This is a genomic window from Desulfosporosinus sp. Tol-M2 (assembly GCF_059735615.1).
In genome coordinates this window covers 1-4,225 of record NZ_JCAIJG010000179.1, presented here as the reverse complement: position 1 = coordinate 4,225, position 4,225 = coordinate 1, and the positions used below count along the sequence as shown (strand labels likewise).

General features: G+C 45.5%; 4 protein-coding genes. 2 read left to right on the top strand and 2 right to left on the bottom strand.

Annotation, left to right across the window (positions count from 1 at the left end; all coding sequences use genetic code 11):
- The coding region (tsaE, locus tag AC6I5A_RS13425) for a tRNA (adenosine(37)-N6)-threonylcarbamoyltransferase complex ATPase subunit type 1 TsaE (protein WP_034617036.1) at window positions 1–413 on the bottom strand (413 nt) is incomplete at its 3' end.
- 206 nt (window positions 414–619) lie between these two features.
- On the opposite strand from tsaE, the gene AC6I5A_RS13420 reads away from it, so the two are divergent.
- Window positions 620–1,369: a metallophosphoesterase gene (locus AC6I5A_RS13420; protein WP_052168109.1), complete on the top strand. Its 750-nt coding sequence runs from the start codon at window positions 620–622 to the stop codon at window positions 1,367–1,369.
- On the opposite strand, the gene AC6I5A_RS13415 is transcribed toward AC6I5A_RS13420, so the two are convergent.
- Window positions 1,323–2,519: an amidohydrolase gene (locus tag AC6I5A_RS13415; protein WP_034617034.1), complete on the bottom strand. Its 1,197-nt coding sequence runs from the start codon at window positions 2,517–2,519 to the stop codon at window positions 1,323–1,325. The two genes, AC6I5A_RS13420 and AC6I5A_RS13415, sit on opposite strands and share 47 nt — an antisense overlap.
- 290 nt (window positions 2,520–2,809) lie before the next feature.
- Here AC6I5A_RS13415 and AC6I5A_RS13410 point away from each other — a divergent pair, with 290 nt between their 5' ends.
- The gene (locus AC6I5A_RS13410; protein ID WP_034617031.1) at window positions 2,810–4,102 is read left to right on the top strand and encodes a glycosyl hydrolase family 18 protein; all 1,293 of its coding nucleotides are present in this window, start codon (window positions 2,810–2,812) and stop codon (window positions 4,100–4,102) included.
- The last annotated feature ends 123 nt before the right edge of the window (window positions 4,103–4,225 follow it).

Here is a 4,225-nt window from a genome sequence, read left to right as displayed (position 1 = left end):
TCCCGCAACTGTTCTCCACTCCCCAGAATCTCGACGATTAAGCGATCTTCCGGCAAAAAGTCTTCAATAATATCCGGCCATTCAATGAGACAAACGGCATCTTCCTGGAACGCATCTCCCACTCCAATCACTTCCGCCTCTTCCGGATATTGTAACCGATATAGATCCATATGAACCAAACGCACTTCTGAGCCCTTAATTCGTCCTGAATACTCATGTATTAAGGTAAAGGTCGGGCTAGTCACGGGGCCTTTGATACCGAATGCTTCGCCTACCCCTTGCGCAAAGGCCGTCTTTCCGGCACCCAGATCCCCGATCAACGCAACAACATCTCCGCCCCGCAAGTACCCGCCCAGTTGTTTTCCCCACCCTCGCGTTTGCTCAACTGTTGCACTCGTAACTCTAAAGTTCATGCTACCCTTCTCCTCCTTGAGACAGACATCATTATTATACCCCCTTTTAAGAAGTGCGCCAATCCAAAGGGATACTCACCATTCTTTTACTCTACCTTCGGTTGAGTTCATTCTTAATACATTTATGCCTTTAAGAATGTGCATAATAATAACGAGTGGAAAGACCTGATTTTGATCGTCTTCGAAGGGAGAATATATAACCCATTATGAAAAAAAAATTCGGTCTCGCAGTCGTTATCTTATTGCTTCTTGGAATTGGAACGGCACTTCTTCAGGAACAGCCTTCAGATACTCCGAACCAAGCAGTTGCTGCAAATATTCCGGCCGTTGATCTCGCCTTTGCAGTTCTAGGAGATATTCATGAAAATATCGACAATTTCCAAACTGCTATCGAGGATTTATACGCAATAAACCCAGGGATGCATGCGCTCATATTAAATGGAGATACGGTTGATCAAGGATTAAGTAAGCAGTATGATTCAATGAAGAAGACGCTTGAAAAAAATAAGACGTCCCTTCCTCCCGTAATGATTAAAAATATTGGTAATCATGAGTTCTTTAATTATGAAGTTAAAATGAATACCTCGGAAGACGTAAAAACCTTCATCAATCGATATTTAGAATTTGCCGGGGAAGAAAAAGTCTATCATGATACTTGGCTTAGTGGGTATCATTTTATTTCCTTAGGCTCTGAGGATGGAAACTCTGAGACTTTAGACTCAGTAAGAGCTTATATCTCAAAAGACCAGCAAAACTGGTTGAGAGAGATACTGGCGGAAAAATACGAAAAGGGTAAGCCTGTTTTTGTCTTTTTGCATCAACACTTAAATACAAACAGTAGCAGTGGCTGGGTTGGATCGGGTCAAGGCAAAGAAATNCCCATTCGTGGATATTCACGAAGGAAATTCTTTAGGAAAGTACTTCCCCAGACTCCGGGCAAACGATCTCACCATTAATGATTACATAGAGAGGACGCGAGGAGATACTAAACGGATGTTCACTCCAAATAACAATGTCCGCATCTTTCCCGGCTTCCAGAGACCCCATTCGATCTGACACACCCAGTATTTCCGCCGGATTAATCGTTACGGCCCGTAAAGCTTCCTCCATCTCCATCCCTGCTTTGCACGCTAAGGCCGCACAGAGCGGCAGTTGTTCAATCGGGGTCACGGAATGGTCGGTCATTATGGCCACCTTAACCCCCGCTTTGGCTAATATGCCCGGCGTTTGAAAGGATTTATCCTTAAGCTCAACTTTTGAACGGTTAGCCAGTAATGGCCCCACCACTGCCGGATAGCCCAGTTCAGCCAATTCTTCCGCAATTTTGTGCCCTTCCGTACAGTGTTCAATTACCAGATCCACGTTGAATTCCCGAGCTATCCGAATCGCCGTCATAATGTCATCTGCACGATGGGCATGAGCCCGCAGAGGAATTTCGCGGTTAATTACTTTGACGAGAACTTCTAAACCTAGATCCCGCTCTGGGAGTTTATCGGGCTCAGACTCACCTTGCTCAATTTTATCCTTATACGTCCGGGCATCCGCTAAGGCCTGTCGAAGGAGTGCTGCCGTTCCCATCCTGGTCATGGGCATTTTCTTTTGTTCGCCGTAAACCATCTTGGGGTTTTCCCCAAAAGCGATTTTCAAACCGGCGGGATCGCGCACAATCATCTTATCAACGATAATACCTGCCGTCTTGATAACAACTCCGGTTCCCCCAACGACATTCGCACTCCCCGGAACTGTAAAGACAGCCGTAACCCCACCCAAACGGGCATCACGGAAACCCTCATCTTCAGGGTTAATGCCATCAATCGCCCGCATGTCCGGTGTCACAGGATCCGTCATTTCGTTATAGTCTTCCCCTTCCCACCGATAGATCTCTTCTCCAATTCCTACATGACAATGCGCATCAATAAACCCTGGCAACACGAGACACCCCATTGCATCGATCACCACTGTATCCCCTTGAACGTCAACGTCCAAAGTTTCCCCGAGCGCCGTAATTTTTGTTCCCTCGACCAGAATACTCCCAGCAAATTCACGTCCGGCCATCGTTTTAATTTGACCGTTCTTGATAAATATTTTCTTTGCTTTGTTCACCATTACGCCTCCAGTTTAATAAAATTATCCCCGTCAAAACTAAGCCGCCGCCTATCCATTGATCCTCTTTGGCACGTAAGATAACCCTCTTTTCCGTCTTTTTCCTGAGTAAAATTTCACTCTTGCTCGCTTTCTCATGTTAATGCGATCACCGTTTATTATAACAGACTCTTATTTTAATGACAGCACGGAGTGAAAGTAGCCCAAATTTCCATGCGTACCTCTGTCACAGATTACTACTCAGACTGAATACAATAGTTCTGGTAAACGTATCTTTGAGGAGTGAAAAAGATATGCGGCTCTTAAAACAAGGCATGCGCGGTTCAGATGTTGCTGAAGTTCAAACGCGCTTAAAAACCTGGGGCTATAATCCGGGTCCGATTGACGGGATTTTCGGTCCCATGACTTTGAAGGCAGTAATCCAATTTCAAACCGCCCGTGGGCTAAAGCCCGATGGAATAGTAGGTCCTATTACTTATAATGAATTGCAAAAAAGTCCGTCCCTGCCTGGAACTATACCCTATATTATTAAGTCTGGGGATACCTTTTATAAGTTGGCCCAAACTTATGGAATTCCGCTGGCAAGTTTAATCGCTGCAAATCCTGGAGTTGACCCAAACAAACTATACATTGGACAACAAATTCGAATTCCGCAGACTACCCGCAAACGATCCGTTGCAGCCTGGATTCCTTACTGGCTTCAAGCTGAAGCCTTCGCCGTGGTTCAAAACAACCCCGACCTCTTTACCACGCTATCTCCCTTTTGGTATGAACTGACCTCTGATGGAGGCCTAAATGTCCTTACGAACGGTGAAGACCCTACAATCATTAACTACTCTAAAAGTCACGGGATGGATATCGTTCCCCTGATCACTAATAATTACCAGAGCCAGCCCCTCTCCGCCATCCTCAATGACCCTGCTCTCCGCCACAAGCACATCCAAGCTATCGTCAATAAAGTATCTCAAATGGGCTACGCCGGCATCGAAATTGATTATGAAAATCTCTTAGTGACAGACAAAGAGGTTTTCGTCCTTTTCTTGCGTGAGCTGAAAACCGCTTTAGGGGTTAACAAAAAAGTTGTAGCTACACTTATGGCTAAGACAAACTCCACCGGTAATACGAGCGGCGCAACTGCCCAAGACTATTATGGCATAGGGCAAGTTGTCGATACTGTCCGCATCATGGCCTACGAATATAGCTATACAACTCCCGGACCCATAGCTCCGGCTAATTGGGTAAAACAAGTTTTCACCTATGCTGTCACGGTAATTCCCCGCGAAAAGTTGGAAGCCGGATTACCCACTTATGGGTATGATTGGGGAACGAGAAGAACAGCAGTTTCCTATCAAGATGCCATGAACACAGCAAAGACGTTTAATGTCCCAATTATTGAAGACTCTCAGAATGGTCCCCATTACAATTACACGTCCAATACTGATATCCCGCATGAAGTATGGTTTACTAATGCCCGGAACTTTAAGACACTCCTGGAAATCGTTAAACAGTTAAATCTCCATGGAATCGCTATCTGGCATCCAGGAAATGACGACCCCGCTATCTATGAGGTTATCCGAAACAGTTGATCCGCTTGGCTAGGCTCAATTTTTACCGGTTCTGCCGGGGGAGCTTGAAGTTGCATGAGAAGAGACCGGCTTAACCAAAGCATAAGCTGCAAAAATAATCACGAGCGGCATGGCAGGGACTTT

Bases quoted from the DNA above. Each gene is read 5' to 3' on its own strand.
- AC6I5A_RS13415 (WP_034617034.1), bottom strand. From the start codon at position 2,519: ATGGTGAACAAAGCAAAGAAAATATTTATCAAGAACGGTCAAATTAAA.
- AC6I5A_RS13410 (WP_034617031.1), top strand. From the start codon at position 2,810: ATGCGGCTCTTAAAACAAGGCATGCGCGGTTCAGATGTTGCTGAAGTT.